This window comes from Sulfitobacter sp. 1A13496 (assembly GCF_043557225.1).
Classification (GTDB): domain Bacteria; phylum Pseudomonadota; class Alphaproteobacteria; order Rhodobacterales; family Rhodobacteraceae; genus Sulfitobacter; species Sulfitobacter faviae.
On sequence record NZ_JBIFFP010000007.1, the window covers coordinates 135,639 to 155,788 of the forward strand.

16 protein-coding genes are annotated in these 20,150 nt (G+C 62.0%); 12 read left to right on the forward strand and 4 right to left on the reverse strand.

Annotated elements, in window-relative coordinates; genetic code table 11:
- Nucleotides 1-120: 120 nt before the first annotated feature.
- The 9 genes from zwf (at nt 121) to ACGYLX_RS15505 (ending at nt 11,071) form a co-directional block, all read left to right on the forward strand.
- The gene (gene zwf / locus ACGYLX_RS15465) at nt 121-1,584 is read left to right on the forward strand and encodes a glucose-6-phosphate dehydrogenase (RefSeq protein WP_394450551.1); all 1,464 of its coding nucleotides are present in this window, start codon (nt 121-123) and stop codon (nt 1,582-1,584) included.
- The gene (edd, locus tag ACGYLX_RS15470; protein ID WP_394450553.1) at nt 1,581-3,389 is read left to right on the forward strand and encodes a phosphogluconate dehydratase; all 1,809 of its coding nucleotides are present in this window, start codon (nt 1,581-1,583) and stop codon (nt 3,387-3,389) included. The genes zwf and edd overlap by 4 nt, the downstream gene beginning before the upstream one ends.
- A 3-nt stretch (nt 3,390-3,392) precedes the next feature.
- A complete protein-coding gene (gene eda, locus ACGYLX_RS15475) occupies nt 3,393-4,046 on the forward strand; it encodes a bifunctional 4-hydroxy-2-oxoglutarate aldolase/2-dehydro-3-deoxy-phosphogluconate aldolase (RefSeq protein ID WP_394450556.1) in 654 nt (217 codons plus the stop codon).
- Nucleotides 4,047-4,194: 148 nt separating this feature from the next.
- Nucleotides 4,195-5,226: a LacI family DNA-binding transcriptional regulator gene (locus ACGYLX_RS15480; protein WP_394450558.1), complete on the forward strand. Its 1,032-nt coding sequence runs from the start codon at nt 4,195-4,197 to the stop codon at nt 5,224-5,226.
- A gap of 115 nt (nt 5,227-5,341) precedes the next feature.
- Nucleotides 5,342-6,646 (forward strand): ABC transporter substrate-binding protein, encoded by a 1,305-nt coding sequence (locus tag ACGYLX_RS15485; protein WP_394450559.1) that lies wholly within the window; start codon nt 5,342-5,344, stop codon nt 6,644-6,646.
- Between the two features lie 117 nt (nt 6,647-6,763).
- Nucleotides 6,764-7,630, forward strand: a complete 867-nt coding sequence (locus ACGYLX_RS15490; protein ID WP_136720472.1) for a carbohydrate ABC transporter permease — start codon at nt 6,764-6,766, stop codon at nt 7,628-7,630.
- Between the two features lie 12 nt (nt 7,631-7,642).
- Complete coding sequence (locus tag ACGYLX_RS15495) at nt 7,643-8,473, forward strand: carbohydrate ABC transporter permease (RefSeq protein ID WP_136720471.1); 831 nt, start codon at nt 7,643-7,645, stop codon at nt 8,471-8,473.
- 15 nt (nt 8,474-8,488) lie between these two features.
- The gene (locus ACGYLX_RS15500) at nt 8,489-9,493 is read left to right on the forward strand and encodes an ABC transporter ATP-binding protein (RefSeq protein ID WP_394450561.1); all 1,005 of its coding nucleotides are present in this window, start codon (nt 8,489-8,491) and stop codon (nt 9,491-9,493) included.
- A gap of 72 nt (nt 9,494-9,565) precedes the next feature.
- A complete protein-coding gene (locus tag ACGYLX_RS15505; protein WP_394450564.1) occupies nt 9,566-11,071 on the forward strand; it encodes a mannitol dehydrogenase family protein in 1,506 nt (501 codons plus the stop codon).
- A gap of 3 nt (nt 11,072-11,074) precedes the next feature.
- Here the strand turns inward: ACGYLX_RS15505 and arsJ are convergent, their stop codons facing one another.
- Genes arsJ through ACGYLX_RS15520 form a run of 3 tightly spaced genes read right to left on the reverse strand, consistent with a single transcriptional unit; the run spans nt 11,075 to nt 14,171 of the window.
- A complete protein-coding gene (gene arsJ / locus ACGYLX_RS15510; protein WP_394450566.1) occupies nt 11,075-12,337 on the reverse strand; it encodes an organoarsenical effux MFS transporter ArsJ in 1,263 nt (420 codons plus the stop codon).
- A complete protein-coding gene (locus tag ACGYLX_RS15515; protein ID WP_394450568.1) occupies nt 12,334-13,332 on the reverse strand; it encodes an ArsJ-associated glyceraldehyde-3-phosphate dehydrogenase in 999 nt (332 codons plus the stop codon). Before ACGYLX_RS15515 ends, arsJ begins: the two co-directional genes overlap by 4 nt.
- Nucleotides 13,329-14,171, reverse strand: a complete 843-nt coding sequence (locus tag ACGYLX_RS15520; RefSeq protein ID WP_394450570.1) for a helix-turn-helix domain-containing protein — start codon at nt 14,169-14,171, stop codon at nt 13,329-13,331. Before ACGYLX_RS15520 ends, ACGYLX_RS15515 begins: the two co-directional genes overlap by 4 nt.
- A 621-nt stretch (nt 14,172-14,792) precedes the next feature.
- On the opposite strand from ACGYLX_RS15520, the gene ACGYLX_RS15525 reads away from it, so the two are divergent.
- A complete protein-coding gene (locus ACGYLX_RS15525; protein WP_394450573.1) occupies nt 14,793-15,512 on the forward strand; it encodes a LuxR family transcriptional regulator in 720 nt (239 codons plus the stop codon).
- Nucleotides 15,513-15,579: 67 nt separating this feature from the next.
- A complete protein-coding gene (locus ACGYLX_RS15530) occupies nt 15,580-16,287 on the forward strand; it encodes an SDR family oxidoreductase (protein ID WP_394450574.1) in 708 nt (235 codons plus the stop codon).
- 15 nt (nt 16,288-16,302) lie between these two features.
- Here the strand turns inward: ACGYLX_RS15530 and ACGYLX_RS15535 are convergent, their stop codons facing one another.
- Nucleotides 16,303-18,108: a histidine kinase N-terminal 7TM domain-containing protein gene (locus ACGYLX_RS15535; protein WP_394450576.1), complete on the reverse strand. Its 1,806-nt coding sequence runs from the start codon at nt 18,106-18,108 to the stop codon at nt 16,303-16,305.
- Nucleotides 18,109-18,505: 397 nt separating this feature from the next.
- Between ACGYLX_RS15535 and ACGYLX_RS15540 the strand changes: the two genes are divergently transcribed.
- The gene (locus tag ACGYLX_RS15540; protein WP_394450578.1) at nt 18,506-20,023 is read left to right on the forward strand and encodes an MHYT domain-containing protein; all 1,518 of its coding nucleotides are present in this window, start codon (nt 18,506-18,508) and stop codon (nt 20,021-20,023) included.
- Nucleotides 20,024-20,150: the final 127 nt, after the last annotated feature.

Consider the following 20,150-nt stretch of genomic DNA (forward strand, 5'->3'; position numbering starts at 1 on the left):
TCGAATATGTTAGCGCTACCAGTGGCCGCCCGGAGGAGGGCGCGAAGGGGATGGCGATGGCTTTGTCCACTCGGAAACAGGGTGCCATAGGGCGCCGACGCAGGCAGGAGGGCTGACCCCATGGTATCGCGCGTAATCCCCGTTGATCCTTTCGACCTCGTCATTTTCGGCGCGACCGGCGATCTTGCTCGGCGCAAGATTCTGCCCGGTCTGTTCCACCGCTTCACCGTCGGCCAGATGCCGGAAGCCGCGCGGATTGTCGGCGCGGCCCGTTCCGAGCTTGATGCCGACACTTTTCGAAAGTTGATCCGCGACAGCCTGCTGGAGTTCGCCCCCAAGCTGGCCCAAGAGGGTGCCGCTTTGGAGCGGTTCCTTGGCATGGTGCATTACGTGCGCGTGGATGCCTCTGGTGATGCCGGCTGGGCGGATCTCAAAGACCTGATGCGTGATGATGTCGTGCGGGCCTTCTACCTCTCGGTCTCGCCGTCGCTCTTCGGCACGATTGGTGGCAAGCTGCATGACCACGGCATCGCCACAGCCGAGAGCCGCATCGTCGTCGAAAAGCCCTTTGGCCATGATTTGGAAACCGCGCAGGCGCTGAACGCCGATCTGCGTGCCAATTTCGACGAAAGCCAGATTTACCGGATCGACCATTACCTTGGCAAAGAGACGGTGCAGAACCTCATGGCGCTGCGTTTCGCCAATGCGCTGTGGGAGCCGCTGTGGAATTCCACCCATATCGACCATGTGCAGATCACCGTGTCCGAGAGCCTCGGTGTCGAAGGGCGGGGCGAATACTACGATAAATCGGGCGCCATGCGCGACATGGTGCAGAACCATCTGATGCAACTGCTGTGTCTGACGGCGATGGAGCCGCCCTCGCGCTTTGACCCCAACGCGGTGCGGGATGAGAAGGTGAAGGTGATCGAGGCGCTTGAGCCTGTGGCACAGAAGGACATCGCCCGCGGCCAATACCGCGCCGCCAATGGCGAGGGCAGCTACCGCGACCATGCGGGCGACCCCGAAAGCCGCACCGAAAGCTTCGTCGCGATGAAGGTCAAGATCGCCAATTGGCGGTGGGCGGGCACGCCGTTCTACCTGCGCACGGGCAAAAAGCTGCGCGGGCGCAGTTCCGAGATCGCGGTGATCTTCCGTGACCCGCCGCATATGATCTTCCCCGCGACGGAAGGCCACAAGGGCAACGCGCTGATCATCCGGTTGCAACCGGATGAGGGCATCACCCTGCGCAACACCATCAAAGACCCCGGCCCCGGCGGCATGCGTCTGGCCGAAGTGGCGCTGGATATGACCTTTGCCGATGCCTTGGGCGAGCAGGGCACCCCGCAGGACGCCTATGAGCGGCTGATCATGGATGTGATCCGCGGCGATCAGACGCTCTTCATGCGCGGGGACGAGGTCGAAGCCGCTTGGGCTTGGGCCGATCCGATCATTCACGGCTGGGAAGAGACCCGGCAACCCCCGTACCCCTATGACCCCGGCAGCTCCGGCCCCGAAGAGGCGCTGATGCTGATGCACCGCGACGGCCGCCGCTGGCGCGAGATCACACGAAAGGACGAGACATGACCCTGCATTCCACGATTGACCGCGTCACCGACCGTATCATCGCCCGCAGCGAGGCGACCCGGCGGCCCTACCTCGACCGGATGGAAGCCGCCCGTGCCAAGGGTCCGGCCCGCGCGCATCTGTCCTGTAGCGGGCAGGCCCATGCCTATGCGGCGTCGGGAGAGGATAAGGACCGGCTGGCGACCACCAGCGCAGGCAACCTCGGGATCGTGACGACCTATAACGACATGCTTTCGGCGCATCAGCCGTTTGAGCGCTACCCCGATCTGATCCGCGACGCCGTGCGGGCGGCGGACGGCACTGCGCAGGTCGCGGGCGGGGTTCCCGCCATGTGCGACGGGGTGACCCAAGGCGAAGCGGGGATGGAACTGTCGCTTTTCTCGCGTGATGTGATCGCCTTGGCGGCCTCGGTGGCGCTCAGCCACAACACATTTGACGCGGCGGTCTTTCTTGGGGTCTGTGACAAGATCGTGCCCGGGCTGGTGATCGCGGCGCAGGCTTTCGGCCATCTGCCGGCCGTCTTCCTGCCTGCCGGGCCGATGGAAAGCGGGCTGTCGAATGATGAGAAGGCCAAGGTGCGTCAGCAGTTCGCCGCGGGCGAAGTCGGGCGCGACGCGCTGATGGCCGCCGAGATGGCTGCCTATCACGGGCCGGGCACCTGCACCTTTTACGGCACCGCCAACACCAACCAGATGCTGATGGAGTTCATGGGGCTGCACCTGCCGGGGGCGAGCTTTGTGCCGCCAAACGGGTCTTTGCGCGATGCGCTGACCCAGGAAGGCGCGAAACGCGCGCTGGCGCTGAGCGCTTTGGGCAATGATTATACCCCCGTCGCCTCGGTTCTGGACGAAAAGGCCTTCGTGAACGGGATCGTCGGGCTCAACGCCACGGGCGGGTCGACAAACCTGCTGATCCACCTTATCGCCATGGCGCGGGCCGGGGGGATCATTCTGGATTGGGAGGATTTCTCGGACATCTCTGACGTCACGCCGCTGCTGGCGCGGGTCTATCCCAACGGTCTGGCGGATGTGAACCATTTCCACGCCGCCGGGGGGCTGGGCTATATGATCGGCGAATTGCTCAACTCCGGCCATCTGCACCCCGACACCCAGACCGTCACCGGGCAGGGGTTGGAGCATTACACCGCCGAGCCGAAGCTGAAGGCCGAGGGGCTGGTTTGGGAGAAGGGCGCAGGCGAGAGCCTGAACGAGAAGATCCTCCGCCCCGCCAGCGATCCTTTCCAGCCCACCGGCGGGCTGCGCCGCATGGCCGGGTCGCTCGGCACCGCCTGTATGAAGGTCTCTGCGGTGGCGCCCGAACATCACGTTATCGAAGCCCCGGCGCGAGTCTTTGCAGATCAGAACGAGGTGAAGGCGGCCTTCAAGGCCGGGGAGCTGACCGGCGATCTGGTCGTCGTCGTCCGCTTCCAAGGGCCCAAGGCCAACGGCATGCCCGAGTTGCACAGCCTGACGCCGCTTCTGTCGATCCTTCAGGGGCGCGGGCAGAAGGTGGCGCTGGTCACTTATGGGCGCATGTCGGGCGCGTCGGGCAAGGTGCCTGCGGCAATCCACGTCAGCCCCGAGGCGGTCGACGGCGGCCCCATCGCGCGGGTGCAGGATGGCGATATGCTGCGGGTTGACGCCGTGGCAGGGACGCTCGACGTGCTGGCCGAAGGGTTCGATGACCGTCCCAACGTCACCGCTGATCTTTCTGCTTATCATGCCGGGACGGGGCGCGAGTTGTTCGCTATGTTCCGCGACACCGTCGGTTCTGCTACCACCGGCGCAACCATTTTTGGAGGCTGATCCATGACCCTTACTGCAAAAGACGCCAGCGGTCGCACCCGTGAAATCTGTGCGCTTGCCCCGATCGTGCCCGTGTTGGTGATCGAAGATGTCGCCGACGCCCGCCCCTTGGCCGAGGCGCTGGTCGCGGGCGGGCTGCCTGCTTTGGAGGTGACCCTGCGCACGCCTGCCGCCCTCGACGCGATTGCCGCCATGGCCGAAGTCGCGGGGGGGCATGTGGGGGCGGGCACGCTGGTTACCCCCGAAGACGTCCGCGCGGCGAAACGGGCGGGGGCGACCTTTGGCGTCTCGCCCGGTGCCACCGACGCGCTCATCGCGGCCTGCGAGGAGGAAGAGCTTCCCCTCTTGCCCGGCGCCGCCACGGCGAGCGAGGCGATGCAGTTGTTCGCGCGCGGCTATGACATGCTGAAGTTCTTCCCCGCCGAAGCTTCGGGTGGCGCGCCCGCGCTCAAGGCCATCGGCGCGCCCCTGCCGCAGATCACCTTCTGCCCGACGGGCGGTGTCAGCCCCGACAATGCGGAAAGCTACCTGAGCCTGCCAAATGTGCTTTGCGCGGGCGGCAGTTGGGTCGCGCCGAAGAAGCTGATCGATGCCGGGGACTGGGCCGGGATCGAAGCGCTGGCCCGCGCCGCGGCGCAATTGGGCAAGGCCGGTTAACCCCGGAAGAGGGCCGGGCGCGGGCTTTCCGTTGCACCCCAGAGGGCCGCGGAAAGCCTGACGCCGCCAACCCCTTGCTGGCTGGGCGAACTTATCTCTATATTGACTTTAGTTTACGCGCGCAGCGTTTCGTCAAGGGAGGGTTAAGATGGGCCAGCAGAAGATCCGCAATATGGAGGAGTTTGCCGCCGTGAGCGGCATTTCGCGGCCCACCCTGTCGAAATACTTTAACGATGCCGACAGCGTGCGGCGCTCGACCCGGGAGCGGATCGAAGCCGCGCTGAGCCAGTATGACTATCGCCCGAACGTCTATGCGGTGAACCAGAACCGCCGCAAAACCCGCAACATCGGCGTGGTCGTGCCCAACCTCGCCGACCCGTTCTTTTCCGAGATCGGCCGCGAGGTGGAACTGGCCTGTCTGGCCGAGGGCTATAGCCCGATCTTGCTCAGCTCGCACGGCAACCCGGAGCAGGAGCGGGCCAATCTCGACTCGCTTCGGGCGCTGAAACCGGCGGGCGTGCTGCTGGCGCCCTTCGGCAAAGCCTCGGACCGTGACGAGATCGCGCGCTTTTGCAAGGATGTACCGGTGGTGGCCTTTGACGCCAATGTCGAAGGGGTTTGCGAGGCTTTCGTCGGCACCGACAACTTCCAAAGCGTTGATTTGATCGTCGAATACCTTTGTCGCAGCGGTGAGCCGCCCTGTTTTTTCGAGATGAAGACGCCCAGCAACCCCAACGCCAATAAGCGCCGCCAAGCCTATCTGGAAGCGATGGAGCGGCACGGCTTTGCGCCGCATATCCATCAGGTACCGGGGGAGGGCTGGAACTTTGAAGAGATCGGCGCGACCGAGGGCGGCAAGCTGATCTCAGCGGGGGCGTTCGAGACGGATACCGTGCTATGCTCGAACGACCGTCTTGCCATCGGGATGCTTTCGGCGGCCTATGAAATGGGGCTGCGGGTAGGGCATGGCAAGGATTGCGCCATGCGGATCGCGGGGCAGGACGACCACCCGTTCTCGCGCTATACTTGCCCGCCGCTGACCACCATCGCGCAGGATTACGGGGCCATCGCGAATCGTGCCGCCAGTACCCTGTTTCGCATCATCGAAAGCGAAACCCGGCTGACCGAGCGCGAAGAAACGCTATTTGACGGCAAGCTGGTGATGCGTGCCTCTGCCTAAGTCATTGAGTTCGCAAGTTGCTCAGAAAATAGTTATCGCGCGTAAAATTTAATTTGACTGCGCGTTGCGTAGGTCGTTAGTCTCGGTTCATCATCTATAGAGGGAGGAACTATCGATGTTCTGCGATAAATCACTTTACGCCGCGACGGCCTTGGGCCTGATCATGGGCGGCGGCGCGGTTGCCGAGACGATCACCATCGCCACCGTGAACAACGGCGACATGATCCGCATGCAAGGCTATACCGACAAATTCACCGAAGAGACCGGCCACGAAGTGGAGTGGGTCACCTTGGAAGAGAACGTGCTGCGCCAGCGCGTCACCACCGACATCTCGACCAAGGGTGGCTCTTTCGACATCATGACCATCGGCATGTATGAGACGCCGATCTGGGGTGCGAACGGCTGGCTGGTGCCGCTGGACGACCTCAGCGAAGAATACGACGCAGACGATATCCTGCCCGCCATGGCCGGCGGCTTGAGCCACGACGGCACGCTTTATGCGGCACCGTTCTACGGCGAAAGCTCCATGATCATGTACCGCACCGATCTGATGGAAAAAGCCGGCATGGAAATGCCGAAAGACCCGACATGGGAATTCATCCGCGAAGCCGCCGCCGCCATGACCGACCGTGAGAACGACATCAACGGCATCTGCCTGCGCGGCAAGGCCGGTTGGGGCGAGGGCGGTGCGCTGATCACGGCGATGTCCAACTCCTTTGGCGCGCGCTGGTTCGATGAAGACTGGAACGCCCAGTTCGACACCGAGGCATGGGCCAATACGATCAACTTCTACAAAGACCTAATGGATGAAAGCGGCCCGGCGGGCTATGCCTCCAACGGCTTCAACGAGAACCTCTCGCTGTTCCAGCAGGGAAAATGCGGCATGTGGATCGACGCCACTGTGGCGGCCTCCTTCGTGACCAACCCTGAGGATTCCACCGTGGCCGACAAGGTTGGCTTTGCGCTGGCACCGGACACGGGCCTTGGCAAACGCTCCAACTGGCTCTGGGCATGGGCGCTGGCAATCCCGGCGGGCACCCAGAAAGAAGATGCCGCGAAAGAGTTCATCGAATGGGCCACCTCGAAAGACTATATCGAGATGGTCGCCGAGAACGAAGGCTGGGCGAACGTTCCTCCCGGTGCGCGCAAGTCGCTTTACGAGAACCCCGAGTACCAGAAAGTGCCCTTCGCGCAGATGACGCTCGACTCGATCCTCTCGGCCGATCCTGAGAACTCCACCGTCGATCCGACTCCTTACGTCGGTGTGCAATTCGCCGCGATCCCCGAGTTTGCAGGCATCGCGACCGACGTGAGCCAAGAGTTCTCTGCCGCCTATGCCGGTCAACAGACCGTCGAAGAGGCGCTTGAGAAGGCCCAAGACCTGACCAACGACGCAATGGAAGCCGCAGGCTACCGTTAAGCCGCCGCTTCACAGGCTAAAGGGCGGCGAACACCGCCGCCCTTTTCCGCCCCACCACCCGATATGATACCCTTCACCTAAACGCGGCATTCGCCGCCGGCAGAGGAGATGTGCCCGATGGCTACCCAACATTCCCGATCAGCGGCACGCCTGATGATGGCCCCGGCGGTGGTCTTGCTGCTTGGATGGATGCTCATCCCGCTGACCATGACGCTCTACTTCTCTTTCAAGAAATACCTGCCGATGCGCGGCGGTGATCTGGGTTGGGTCGGCTTCGACAACTATGTGCGCTTCGTCACCTCCAGCTCTTTCTGGCCCTCGGTGATGACCACGCTGATCATCGTCGGTGGTGTGCTGGCGATCACGGTCTGCCTCGGCATCCTGCTTGCCCTTCTGTTGAACCAGCCGATGTGGGGGCAGGGATTTGTCCGCATCCTTGTCATCGCGCCCTTCTTCGTCATGCCCACCGTGTCGGCGCTGGTGTGGAAGAACATGTTCATGGACCCGAACTATGGTCTCTTCGCGCATCTGTGGGAGTTCTTTGGCGCCACCCCGGTGCAATGGATGAGCCAAGCCTCGCTGTCGTCGATCATCATCATCGTATCCTGGCAATGGCTGCCCTTCGCGACGCTGATCCTGCTCACCGCGATCCAGTCGCTTGACCGCGAGCAGCTGGACGCCGCCGAGATGGACGGCGCGCCGGTGACCAAACGTTTCGCTTATATCACCCTGCCGCATCTGGGCCGCGCGATCACCGTGGTGATCCTGATCCAGACGATCTTTCTCTTGTCGATTTTCGCGGAGATTTTCGTGACCACGGGCGGGGCCTTTGGCACCAAAACACTGACCTATCTCATCTTCCAGCGCGTGCTGGAGAGCCAGAACATCGGCCTCGGATCGGCGGGCGGTGTCTATGCAATCATTCTCGCCAATATCGTTGCCATCTTCCTGATGCGCATCGTCGGCAAGAACCTGGACGCCTGAGGAGGAGACATCATGGCACGCGCAGTCACAAGGCAACGCAAGATCGTCAACACGGCCCTCGCTTGGGGCATCGGTTTCCTGATCTTCTTCCCCATCCTTTGGACCATCCTCACCAGCTTCAAGACCGAAGCACAGGCCATCGCCGATCCGCCGATCTTCCTCGGCTTCGACTGGACGCTGGCGAACTACGAGGCGGTTCTGGAGCGGTCGAACTACGGGCGCTTCCTGTGGAACTCCATCGTCATCGCGGGCGGCTCGACCATCCTTGGCATCATGATCGCGGTGCCTGCCGCATGGTCGATGGCCTTCGTTCCCGGCAAGCGGACCAAGGACATTCTGCTCTGGATGCTCTCGACCAAGATGCTGCCCGCGGTGGGCGTGCTCTACCCGATCTATCTGCTCTGCATCCAGTTCGGCGTGCTCGACAGCAAGATCGCACTGGTCATCATCCTGATGCTCATCAACCTGCCGATCATCGTCTGGATGCTCTACACCTACTTCCGCGAAATCCCCGGTGAGATCTTGGAAGCGGCACGGATGGATGGGGCAAGCCTGCGCGAAGAGGTGCTTTACGTCCTCACCCCCATGGCGGTGCCGGGCATTGCTTCCACGCTGCTCTTGAACTTCATCCTCGCATGGAACGAAGCCTTCTGGACGCTCAACCTCACTGCGGCCAAGGCCGCGCCACTCACCGCCTTCATCGCGAGCTATTCCAGCCCCGAGGGCCTCTTCTACGCCAAGCTCAGCGCGGCCTCCACCATGGCCATCGCGCCAATCCTCATCCTCGGCTGGTTCAGCCAGAAACAACTCGTCAGCGGCCTGACTTTCGGCGCGGTCAAGTAAGCAAGGGACAGTCACATGGGACAAATCAAACTCAATCAGGTTTCCAAAAGCTTCGGCGATGTGGAAGTCATTCCGCCCCTTGATCTGACCATCGAAGATGGCGAGTTCACGGTCTTCGTCGGCCCTTCGGGCTGCGGTAAATCAACCCTGTTGCGGCTGATCGCGGGCCTGGAGGACATCACCTCGGGCCATATCGAGATCGACGGCGCTGATGCGACCCATGTGCCGCCCGCGAAACGGGGCTTGGCGATGGTGTTCCAATCCTACGCGCTTTATCCGCATATGTCGGTGCGCAAGAACATCGCCTTTCCGATGAAAATGGCGGGCGTTCCGGCGGAGGAACAGCAGCGCCGGATCGAAGCTGCTGCCAAGGCGCTGAACCTCACCGACTATCTTGACCGCCGTCCGGGCCAACTCTCGGGCGGTCAGCGCCAGCGGGTTGCCATTGGCCGTGCCATCGTGCGCGAACCTTCGGCTTTCCTTTTCGACGAGCCGCTGTCGAACCTCGACGCCGCGCTACGGGTGGGCATGCGGCTTGAGATCAGCGAGCTGCACAAGCGGCTGACCACGACGATGATCTACGTCACCCACGATCAGGTCGAAGCGATGACCATGGCCGACAAGATCGTCGTGCTGCGGGCGGGCCATATCGAACAGGTCGGCTCCCCGCTTGAGCTTTACTACAAGCCGCGCAACGAATTTGTCGCGGGCTTCATCGGCTCGCCCAAGATGAACCTGATCAAGGGCGCCGAAGCCGAAGCGCGCGGCGCGCCGACCATCGGCATCCGGCCCGAGCATTTCGACGTCTCCACCACCGAAGGCGCATGGGAGGGCACCATCGGCGTGGCCGAGCATCTGGGCTCCGACACCTTCTTGCACGTCCATGGCGTGGCGGGCTGCGACCCGATGACCGTGCGCGTGGATGGCGAATTGTCGGTCCGACATGGGGACCGGATTTTCCTGACCCCACAGGCGGACAAGCTGCACCGGTTCGACGCGCAGGGCCTTCGGGTCGAGTAATGCAAGCGGCAGGAATGACAGGCCGACCCCCGCACCCTTTCCCCGGTGCGCGGCCCTTTAAGGATGTGGATCATGGATAAACTGGTAGACCTCTCGAACGCGACGCTGGGTGATCTCGACATCGCCCACCCCAGCTATGACCGCAGCGCCCTGACCGCCGGTATCGTGCATATCGGCGTAGGCAATTTCCACCGCGCGCATCAAGCGTGGTATCTGCACCGTCTGATGCAGTCCGGCCAAGCGCATGACTGGGCCATCCTCGGCGCGGGCGTGCGCCCCTATGATGCGGCCATGCGCCAGAAGCTCTTGGCGCAGGACTGTCTGACGACGCTGATCGAACTCGACCCCGCGCAGACCTCGGCCGAGGTTGTGGGTTCGATGATCGACTACCTGCCGATCGAAGAGGGCAACGGTGCCCTGATCCGCGCCATGGCCGATCCGGCCATTCGCATCGTCGGGCTGACCGTTACCGAGAGCGGCTATTACATCGACCCGGTGAGCAAGGGGTTCGACGCGACCCATGCCGATATCGTCCATGACGCGGCGCACCCTGATACCCCGCGCACCGCCTTTGGGGCCATCGTCGCGGCCCTGCGGCTGCGCCGCGATGCGGGGCAGGGGCCGTTCACCGGGCTGAGCTGTGACAATCTGCAAGGCAATGGCGATATCCTGCGCCAAGCGGTCGTGTCGCTGGCGCGCATGTCCGACCCGGCGCTGGCCGATTGGATCGAGGTGAACGGCAGTTTCCCCAACTCCATGGTCGATTGCATCGCCCCGGCCACCGGCGCCGCCGAGATCGCACAGGCGCGGGAGTTCGGCGTGAACGACGCCGCCCCGGTCACCCATGAAGCCTTCCGCCAATGGGTGATCGAAGATGACTTCTGCGCGGGCCGCCCGGATTGGGATCAGGTGGGGGCGACCTTCTCGGACGAGGTGCACGCCTATGAGAAAATGAAGATCCGCATCCTCAACGCGGGCCATCAAGTCTTGGCCAATGTCGGTGAGGTGCTGGGGATCGAGACGATTTCCGGCACCATGGCGCATCCGGCGATCCGCGCGATGTTCCACCGTGTGCAGGCCGAAGAGATCACCCAGACGGTCGCCCCGGTGCCGGGCATGACGCCACTGGCCTATCTCGACCTGATCGAACAGCGCTTCTCGAACCCGCGCATCGTCGACACCACCCGCCGCGTCGCCTTTGACGGCTCGGCGCGGCACACGGGCTTTGTCCTGCCAATCCTACGGGATCAGCTGGCGGCGGGGCGCTCGGTTACTGGTTTGGCCTTGGTCGAAGCGCTTTGGGCGCGGATGTGTGCGGGCACGCGGGAAGATGGCAGCGAAATCGTGGCCAACGATCCGATCTGGGACGCGCTGAAAGCCGTGGCGCAGGCCGCGCGGGAACGGCCCGAGGCCTGGCTTGCGCAAGAGCGCCTCTACGGTGATCTGGCGCAGGCCGAGGCGTTCCGCGATGCCTTTGTCGCTTGGCTCTCGCTTATCTGGGACGCAGGCGCAGTCGCGGCGATGAACGCCTATACGCAGGCCGATGAAAGCAACGGTCGCGCCAGCAAGGTGGGCTGAGGGCTAACTCTGGTCGGGTTTCAAGAACCCGACCAGCAGCGCCGACAGGGCCACCATGATCGCCGCCGCGCCCAGCATCAGGGGCAGGCCGCCGATCTGATAGCTTAGCCCCGACATCAGCGTGCCCAAGAGCCGCCCGGCGGCATTGGCCATGTAGTAAAACCCCACATCCATCGTCACCCGCTCAGCCTTGGTGAAAGAGAGGATGAGGTAGGAATGCAGCGATGAGTTCACCGCAAAGACCGCGCCAAAGGCCAAGAGGCCGATCACAAGCGTCACGGTGAGCCAGCCCTGCGGCCCGTCGCTGAACAGCGCCGCCAGCGTCAGCGCCGCGGGCACGGCGGCAAGCGACCATGCCCAGCCCTTCGCGGCTGAGATCAGGTCTCCTGCAGGGCGGGATTTCGCGCGGAGCAGGCGTGGGGCGTAGATCTGCACCAACCCGTAGAGGATCACCCAGACCGCCATAAAGGTGCCGATCATGAAAAAGGCCGCGCGGTTGCTTTCCTCCGTGCCATCCGAGAGGACTGCGTAGAAATAGATCGGGATGCCCACCACGAACCACACGTCCCGCGCGCCGAAGAGGAACACCCGCGCCGCGCTGAGCCAGTTCACATTGGCGGATTTTGAGAAGACCTCGGAGAACTTCGCCCCCTTGCGCCCTTTGGGCAAGCCGGGCGGCATAGCAGTCAGTACGGCGATCAGGATCAGCGCGAGGATCGCGGCCATTCCCAGCACCGCCCAGACAAAGCCGAGCGTCGCCAGCAAGGCCGCGCCGAGCAGAAAGCCCAGACCCTTAACCATGTTCTTTGAGCCGGTCAGCAGCGCCACCCAGCGGAACAACCCGCCATCCTCAGCCGGGGCCAACAGTTTGACGGCGGATTTCGACGACATCTTGGCCAAATCCTTTGCAACCCCGCTGGCACCCTGCACCAGCATGACGAAAACGACGGACGCCCCAACCGCCCAAGACGGATCAAGCTGCGCGAGCGCCAGCAGCGCCACGATCTGCAAGCCCAGCCCCGCATAAAGCGTCGAGGCCAGCCCAAACCGCGCCGCGATCCAGCCTGCGCAGAGGTTGGTAATGACGCCCGCGATCTCATACAACACAAAGAGATAGGCCAGTTGCACCGGCGAAAAGCCCAGCCGGTGGAAATGCAGCAACACCAACATGCGCAACGCGCCATCGGTCAGCATGAAGGCCCAATAGGCCGCCGTGACCGCGATATAGGCCGAAAGCCCCTCAGGGCGGGTCGCGCTCTGGCTCACAGGCTTGCCCCGACCATCAACGCCACATCGACCAGACGGTGGGCATAGCCCATTTCATTGTCGTACCACGCATAGATTTTTACCTGCGTCCCGTTCACCACCATGGTTGAGGGCGCATCGACGATGCTGGACCGCGTATCATTGGTGTAATCGGTCGAGACCAGCGGGCGCTCCTCATAGCCAAGGATGTCTTTCAACTCTCCTTCGGCGGCAGCTTTGAACAGGGCGTTCACCTCTTCCACGGTCGTCTCCCGCTCCACCTCAAAGACACAGTCAGTCAGCGAGGCGTTCAGCAGCGGCACCCGCACCGCATGGCCGTTCAACCGGCCTTTAAGCTCGGGGTAGATCAGGGTGATCGCCGTGGCGCTGCCCGTGGTCGTCGGGATCAGGGAGTTCAGGGCCGAACGGGCGCGGCGCAGGTCTTTGGCAGGGCGGTCAACGATGGTCTGCGTATTGGTCACGTCATGGATCGTGGTGATGGAGCCGTGTTTGATCCGCAGCGCCTCGTGGATGACCTTCACCACCGGGGCGAGGCAGTTGGTCGTGCAGCTTGCCGCCGTGACGATCCGGTGCCGTGCGGGATCATAGACATCGTCATTGACGCCATAGACGATATTGGCCGCATCCCCGTCTTTTACGGGGGCCGAGATCACCACCTTCTTCACCCCCGCTTCGAAATAGGGGGCGAGCTTCGCCTCTGTCTTGAAGACGCCGGTGCAATCTATCACAACATCCACCCCGTCGAGCGGCAGCGCGCCAAGGTCGCGGGTGCCAATGAAGGGCAGGCGGGTGCCGTTGATGCTCACGCTGTCGGCGTCATGGGCGAAATCGGCCTGCCAGCGCCCGTGCACCGTGTCGAACTCCAGCAGATGGGCATGCATTTCGGGATCGCCCACCGCGTCGTTGATCCATGCAATCTCGGCCCCTTGGTCCAGCAGCGGTTTCAGGGCGAGCTTGCCGATACGGCCAAGGCCGTTGATCGCGTAGGTGGTCATGCGGAAGTTCCTTCTTTGTCGGTTTGGCCAGCGTCATCCAGCGCCTTTTGCAGCGAGATACGGTCGAGCGAGGTAAGCGGCAGGCTGGTAAAGCCCAGCATCCGGTTGCGCAGGGTGCCATAGGCCTGCTGGAAGGCGAGGCTCTTTTCCGCGTCGGAGCCTTCGACCTTGACCGGATCGGGCAGCCCCCAATGCGCGGTGATCGGCTGGCCCGGCCATGTGGGGCATTCCTCATTGGCGGCCTGATTGCAGACGGTGAAGACGAAGTCGAAACCGGGCGCATCCTTGGCCTGAAACTCAGAGATATGTTTCGACCGCAGATGGGTCACGTCATGGCCCTTTTGCTTGAGCACTTTGACGGCAAAAGGGTTCAGCTCAGACTGCGGGCGGGTGCCTGCGGAATAGACGTTGAACCGGTCCCCCGCGAGGTCGCGCAGGATGCTTTCGGCAAAGATCGACCGGGCGGAATTGCCGGTGCAGATGAACAGGACGTTGAACTTGTCGTCGGTCACGGGGGCGTTTCCATCTGAAGAGGTGAGGGGGAGGCAAATTTCGGGGCGGCCACGGCAGCAGTCGTTCAGCAGGTAGCCGATGGTGTCCCGCGCGGCTTCGATATCGATCGCATAGCGCAGGGATGTGCCCTGCCGTTCTTGGCTCACCAACCCCGCTTGCATCAGCGCGCCGATATAGGTCGACAGGGTGTTGGGCTTGAGGCCGAGCGCCTGCGCCAGTTCGGTCGCGGGCACCCTGTCAGGGTAGCGGCGCATGAGCAGCCGAAACAGCGCGAGGCGCTGCGGATGGCCGAGGGTGGCAAGGCGGTTGGGGATCACTTGTTCCATAATTCATGAATTACAGAATTATTCGGCTTTACGCCAGTGAAGTTTTTGTAACAGTGCCAAATCGGCTGCGCCCGTATCGCCCCTATCCGTGGCGATTCATCGAAACCTATAAATATTACCAGCTTTACAGATGCGCCCCGGCGCGCGCAGTCAAGATGCGCCGGAAATTTAATCAAACTATAACAAATGCTTGAAGAACGACGGGGCGAATCTTGCTATCCGAGTTTGCGGCTGTGCTGAATGGCCGTCAGACATAAGATGCGCGCTCAGGCTGACGCGACCTTTTGACAGGGCCTGCCATTTGGCTCTGTTTCGGTCCCCGCTTTCGGAAGCTGCGCCCTTGTCCGCTGTGTTGGACGACCGTGTTTTTGTAAGGGGCGCATTGGTTTTCGGGCGGGGGCCGCTTTATGCTCTGCACCGCTTCGTGGGCAGGCGGACGTGCCGACCTTTCGTCGGGCGGCCCTTTTGCTTGACCCTTGGTCATCGGGGCAAAATTGCAACGTTTTGGCACGTTTCCCCTATTCCGAGAAATCATTCGACGGCGGGCATGTTCCCTCACTGGTTGAGGTGCCCTAACTGAATGCTCAGTTTTTAATCACATGAGCTTTTGAACGCCGCCCTATGGTGACACCGCTTTCCGACCGCTACCTCCTATTGAAAGAACATCGCCCCGACATCAAACCCGCCGAGATGTTGCAGGTCTTGGCGCAGGATATGGGGCTGAACAACCTGTCCTATCTGGGATTTCACAAGACTGGCGCCAGCGGCAGTGATCCGGTCATTCACTCGACCTATGATCCCGCTTGGCTGACGCGCTACCAAGAGGAAAACTACCATCTGATCGACCCGGTGGTCGACAAATCCCTCGAAGGCACCCTGCCGGTGGATTGGAGCGAGCTGCCCAAGGTCGACCGGACCACGCGCAATTTCTTTGGCGAGGCGATGGAGTTCGGCGTGCGCCAGAACGGTGTGTCGATCCCCATTCGGGACCACGCACATGGCAAAGCGGTGCTGACGCTGAACTCTGACCTGCGCATTCACGAATGGCGCAAGTACAAGCGCGGGATCATCGCCGATGCGATCTATCTGGGCTGTCTGATCCAAAGCGATATGGTGGCGGATATTGCCCCCGCCGCGCCGGGGCCACGGCTGAGCAACCGTGAAAAGGAAGTGCTGAAATGGGCCGCGGTGGGCAAAACGGCATGGGAGACGGCGCAGATCATGACGGTGGCGGCCAGCACGGTGAACCATCATCTGTATAACGCCTGTGCCAAGCTGGACGTGACCAACAAGACCCATGCGGTGGCCAAGGCGATCCGGGCGCAGATCATCACGATCTGACCGGGCGGGGCAGGGCTTGGCGCTGGCTTCGCCGCGCGGTAAGCCGCCTGCAACATAGGAGAGCGATATGGAACTGCGCGACAAACGTATTTTGGTCACCGGCGGCAGCGACGGGATCGGGCGCCACATCTGTCTGAAACTGGCAGAGACGGGTGCGCGGCTGGCCATTCTGGGCCGGGATGAGACACGTCTTCAGGCCGTGGCAGAAGCCTGCGAAGCCGCCGGCGCGGCGGAGGCGGTGGGGCTGACCTGCGATCTGCAAGACCCTTCGGCGATCGACCAGACCGCCGCGCAGGTGGTGGACCGTTTTGGCGGCTTGGACATCCTGATCAACAACGCAGGGATCTGGCACAAGGCAGGGCCGCTCGACACGATCGCGCCCGAAATGCTGCAGGCCACGGTGCAGACCAATCTGACCGGCCTGATGCAGATGACACAGGCCACGCTGCCCGCGCTGCGCGACAATGACGAGGCGATCATCCTAAACGTCGTCTCAAAATCCGGCGTCGTGGCTCAGGCGGGGCAGTCGGTCTATACGGCCACGAAATACGGCGTGCGCGGCTTTACGGAGGTGCTGAAGGCGGATGAGGAAAGCACCGGCGTGCGGGTGGGCGGGCTGTATCAGTCGGGCACCAATACCGGCATGTTCGCCAAAGCCGGAGAGGACGTGCCGAACCATATCTTCACCGAACCGGATGATCTGGCCGATGTGGTGGTCTTTGTCCTGTCCCGTCCGCCGAAACTGTGGATCCACGATATCCGTATCGAACTTTAAGCGCGGGCGCGGCGCTCAGTCGGTGCTTTGCAACGCGCTTGGGGCGGCTTGCGGGGTGGTCTCTGCCCCGGCGCCGATGCCGAATTCGACATGGAAGGTCGATCCGACGCCGACTTCGCTTTCGTAAAACAGATCACCCGCCATCTGCCGCGCCAGTTGGCGGGAGATATGCAGGCCAAGACCGGAGCCTTGGGTCGATTTCTGCCCGTCGTCGTCAAGCTGCCCGAAACGGCCAAAGACCTTTTCCTCCATCCCCTCGGGAATGCCGCGCCCATGATCGCGGATCGAGACCCGCACACGGCCGTTGTTGGTGGTCAGCGTGCCCTCCACAGTATCCCCCACATTCGAGAATTTCACCGCGTTCGAGATCAGGTTGTCGACCACCTGCCGGATGGCAAAGGCATCGCCCAAGACCACGGCGGGCTGGCCGACACTGCCGATATCCAGCCGCACGCCGCGCTCATGGGCATACATGCGGTTTTCCTCGATACTCTCGCGCAGCAGAGCGGGCAGATCGACGGGCAGCCATTCAAGTGACAGGGCCTGCACCTCAAGTTTCTGCACCAGCAGGATATTGTCGACCAGCCGCGACAGGCGCACCCCATTGCGGTGGGCAATGTCGAGCGAGGAACGCAGCGGGCCTTTGATCTCTCCCAGCTTGCCACTGAGAGCCAGAGCCAAGCCGCCTTTCAGAGAGGTCAGCGGCGTGCGCAGCTCATGGCTGACGACTGAGATGAATTCATCTTTGGCGCGGTTCGCCTCATCCGCCTCTTTCAACGCGCGCTCTAGCGCCGTGGTGGTGGCGATCCGGTCGGTGACATCGACGAAGGTGACGCTCCAGCCGATGGCGGGGCCTGCGGGGGCGAGGGGGTTCTCGATGGGTTGAACACGCGGCTCATACAGCCGTTCGTTACAGGTGATATGGGCCGAGCCGTTCTGCGCCATTTGCGCTTCGATCCCCGCGATCAGATCGTCGCCCAATGTCGGATCGGACAGAAGCCCGCTGCGCTTGGCCGCGGCGTTCGAGCGGATGACGCGACGCCGCGCGTCCAAAAGGATCAGCGGTTCGCTCATCGTGTCAAACAGGGTCGATTGCCCGACCGAGGGCATGTCCATCGTCTTGTTCGTGACCAGCAACCACGAAAAGGCGAAGATGCCCAAGGTGAACATGAAGGCGGTCGGATCAAGCCCGACGACGGTAAAACCAAGCAGCGCATAGGCCGCGTTCGCGCCCAATGGGATCAGCGTGATCACCACCAGCATCGTCAGCAGCGGCCAAGCGGCCCGTTTCGCGCGAAAGAACGCCCGGCCCAGCCAGATGAGCGTCGCCATCACGAAGCAATAGAGCACCGCAAGAACGAGGAAATACCCCGGCCCATGTTCAAAGGTGATCTGATCGTCGCCCGGCTGAAGCGCGGTCTCGGCGGTATAGATCAGATGATGCCAATCGTTCGTCGCGGCAAGGCCGAAGGCCGCGAGTGGCACAGTGATCAGGGCCAGAAGGCTGACCCAGCCCCGCGACCGGCTGGATGGGCCGACATATTCGAAGATAAAGAACGACCAAGCCACCGGCACCAGCCCGTGGCCCAACCACGCCAGCTGGGCCTGTTGCATCTGGCAGGCATAGGCGGGCGTTGCGGCTTCGGCCCCGACCATCATCAGGGTCCAGATCATCCCCAAGAAGGTCAGCGCATAGTAAATCTTGCCATGGAACTCTTGAAACTTGAGCGTCCAGAAGGCGACAGCTGCGGCGATCGTGCTGACGGCGAGCACGGTCCAATAGACCGGGTCGAGCATCAGCCCTTGGAAACACGTTAGCATGGTGGAAATACCTATGATCAAAAATGAATGTGCGCAGACCAGCATTAAAATACGGCGCAAGTTTGGCGCTGTAGTGGCGTATTATGGCCAGCAAGTGCAACCCTTGGATGTGAATCGCTCTTTTTAGTACCGCCATCCCCGCGGTTTGCTCGCTGTGATTCCCCGCCCGGGCCGGGGCGAAAGGGCGCTTAGAACGGGGATCGCGGCGCCCTCAACGGCAGGGGAGGGCAGCGGTTTATCGGCTGGCGTGCCGCCTGCGCCCTTTGGGCCGGGCTGGAGTTTCATCAGATGAAATTACCGCCAAAAAGAACGCACTCGAACAATGTTTCGACGCAATCCTTGCGCAACACTGGCCTCATTATCTTGAGGTTTAATAATGCTGACAGTGGCTCACTCTATGCACTCCGACCACGATATGACGCTGGTCTTGCTTGCCGCGCTTTTGTGCGCATTCGGCAGCTGGGTGATCGCAAACCTTTACCGGCACGCGCTTAAACAAACGCCGCGACAGGCGTTGTTGTGGTATTTTCTGACCGCCGTGACCTCGGGCATCGCCATCTGGTGCACGCATTTCATCGCCATGCTGGCCTATCAGCCCGACGCGCCGGTCAGCTTTGATTTCGGGCTAACCTTCGTGTCGCTGTTGATCGCGATTATCGGCTCTACGGTGGGCATTCTGATCGCCGGGATGTTCCGCAGGCGGGTCACCACCGTGATTGGCGGGGTGATCTTGGGGCTGTCGATCTCGGCCATGCATTACACCGGGATGGTCGCCTATCGGATCGAGGGGGTCATCTTTTGGGACAAGACCTATCTCGTCGCCTCGGTTCTGCTGGCCATGGTACTGTCGACCGTGGCTCTGTTCTTTGGGGCGCAAAGGGGAAAATACGCCACGGAGAAGATGACGGGCAGCTTTGCCTTGGCGATCATCGGGCTGCATTTTACCGGCATGGCTGCCTTTCATGTGACGCCGACCTGTCTGACCGGCCATAGCAACCCTGATGAGTTCAGGTTGCTGGCGATGGTCATCGCGGGAACGGCTGCGATGATCGTGATGGGCGGGCTTTTCACCTATTTCATCGAAAACCGCACCCGGATGGAGAACATCGTCGAGCTGCGCCAAGCGCGGGATGAAGCCCGCGACGCGAGCCGCGCCAAGTCGGAGTTCATGAGCGTTCTAAGCCATGAGTTGCGCACGCCGCTGACGATCATTAACGGCTACGCCAGCTTCCTGACGAACCTCAAAGGCCATACCATGGCCAAGCTGAAGCCGAACGAGCCGATCACCAAAGTGCATTTCGATGAGTTGGGCGATCAGACAGAGCGTTACGGCGGGCGTATCAAATCGGCGGGCGACCATCTGTTGACGATCATTAACGAACTTCTCGACTATACGAGCATTGAATTGAATTCCGTGAAGCTCAACAGAACCTCTTTTGCGGCGGGCGATTTGCTGGCCGAATTGGCAGAGCAATTTCAGGGGCTGGCCAAGGAAAAACAGGCGGTGCTGGAAATCGAATATGATGAATTCGACGTCTTCGCCGACCGCGGGCGCTGCAAACAGATCCTGATCAATCTCTTGGGCAACGCGCTGAAGTTCTCTTCGGCCTCCAGCATTCGCATGCGCGCCAAGCGGGTCGGCGATACATGCCGACTTGAGGTCGAAGACAACGGTTGCGGGATGCCGGCAGAGGATTTGCAGCGGATTTTCCAAGCCTTCATTCAAGCGGAAACAGCCAGCAAAAGCGCTGATGGCGGCACTGGTCTTGGCCTTGCGATCAGCAAAAAACTCGCCGCTGCACATGAGGGGGACATCCGCGTAGAGAGCACCGTTGGCATTGGGACGAAGTTCACCGTCGATCTGCCCCTCTGCGCCTCGGAAATCGCAGCAGAGGAAGCGCTTGTGGCCGCGTGATCGGCCCTTTCCCAATTCGGGGCGGGGCCTCTCCCTCTGAATACGCCCGTCGAGTAAGCGAATGCGCGCAGTCTTAATTCAATTGGCACGCCTCAGGGTGCTGCGGCTTGAATAGAGGCGCAAAAGC

Excerpts from the sequence above, each read along its gene's own strand:
- ACGYLX_RS15485 (WP_394450559.1), top strand. The coding sequence starts at position 5,342 with ATGTTCTGCGATAAATCACTTTACGCCGCGACGGCCTTGGGCCTGATC.
- ACGYLX_RS15535 (WP_394450576.1), bottom strand. The coding sequence starts at position 18,108 with ATGCTAACGTGTTTCCAAGGGCTGATGCTCGACCCGGTCTATTGGACC.
- zwf (WP_394450551.1), top strand. The coding sequence starts at position 121 with ATGGTATCGCGCGTAATCCCCGTTGATCCTTTCGACCTCGTCATTTTC.
- ACGYLX_RS15540 (WP_394450578.1), top strand. The coding sequence starts at position 18,506 with ATGCACTCCGACCACGATATGACGCTGGTCTTGCTTGCCGCGCTTTTG.
- ACGYLX_RS15495 (WP_136720471.1), top strand. The coding sequence starts at position 7,643 with ATGGCACGCGCAGTCACAAGGCAACGCAAGATCGTCAACACGGCCCTC.
- ACGYLX_RS15480 (WP_394450558.1), top strand. The coding sequence starts at position 4,195 with ATGGGCCAGCAGAAGATCCGCAATATGGAGGAGTTTGCCGCCGTGAGC.
- ACGYLX_RS15520 (WP_394450570.1), bottom strand. The coding sequence starts at position 14,171 with ATGGAACAAGTGATCCCCAACCGCCTTGCCACCCTCGGCCATCCGCAG.
- ACGYLX_RS15500 (WP_394450561.1), top strand. The coding sequence starts at position 8,489 with ATGGGACAAATCAAACTCAATCAGGTTTCCAAAAGCTTCGGCGATGTG.
- ACGYLX_RS15490 (WP_136720472.1), top strand. The coding sequence starts at position 6,764 with ATGGCTACCCAACATTCCCGATCAGCGGCACGCCTGATGATGGCCCCG.
- ACGYLX_RS15530 (WP_394450574.1), top strand. The coding sequence starts at position 15,580 with ATGGAACTGCGCGACAAACGTATTTTGGTCACCGGCGGCAGCGACGGG.
- edd (WP_394450553.1), top strand. The coding sequence starts at position 1,581 with ATGACCCTGCATTCCACGATTGACCGCGTCACCGACCGTATCATCGCC.
- ACGYLX_RS15515 (WP_394450568.1), bottom strand. The coding sequence starts at position 13,332 with ATGACCACCTACGCGATCAACGGCCTTGGCCGTATCGGCAAGCTCGCC.
- ACGYLX_RS15505 (WP_394450564.1), top strand. The coding sequence starts at position 9,566 with ATGGATAAACTGGTAGACCTCTCGAACGCGACGCTGGGTGATCTCGAC.
- ACGYLX_RS15525 (WP_394450573.1), top strand. The coding sequence starts at position 14,793 with ATGGTGACACCGCTTTCCGACCGCTACCTCCTATTGAAAGAACATCGC.
- eda (WP_394450556.1), top strand. The coding sequence starts at position 3,393 with ATGACCCTTACTGCAAAAGACGCCAGCGGTCGCACCCGTGAAATCTGT.